This is a genomic window from Staphylococcus pasteuri, from assembly GCF_030547725.1.
GTDB lineage: Bacteria > Bacillota > Bacilli > Staphylococcales > Staphylococcaceae > Staphylococcus > Staphylococcus pasteuri.
The window spans coordinates 1-265 of sequence record NZ_JAUOQO010000422.1 but is presented as its reverse complement, the minus strand read 5'-3'; the positions used below and the strand labels follow the sequence as shown (position 1 = coordinate 265).

At 46.8% G+C, this 265-nt stretch carries 1 protein-coding gene; it reads right to left on the bottom strand.

What is annotated here, in order from left to right; all coding sequences use genetic code 11:
• A partial coding sequence (locus tag Q4528_RS14220) for a glycoside hydrolase family 48 protein (protein WP_303522273.1) occupies positions 1-265 on the bottom strand: 265 nt, incomplete at both ends.

Sequence of the window (265 nt, the reverse complement as noted above, 5' to 3'; positions counted from 1 at the left end):
GCCTTGTTCGTCTTGAGAACCAATTTTTTTGAAGTACTTATCAAACATGGCTAAGCGCAGGTAATCACCCATTTTAGCTGCTTTGGCCATTAAGCCAGGCGCAACTACTTCAGGATCTTGGCCACGTTCTTTCATCCATTGCAGTGCCCAGTACATTACTTGTACGGCACGAGCATCGGCATCAGGAGCGTTGGTGTAACGCCATTGTTTTGCAGGTGCTTGAGACTCGGCAACAAATAAATCTAAGAAGCCATATTCTCCGCCC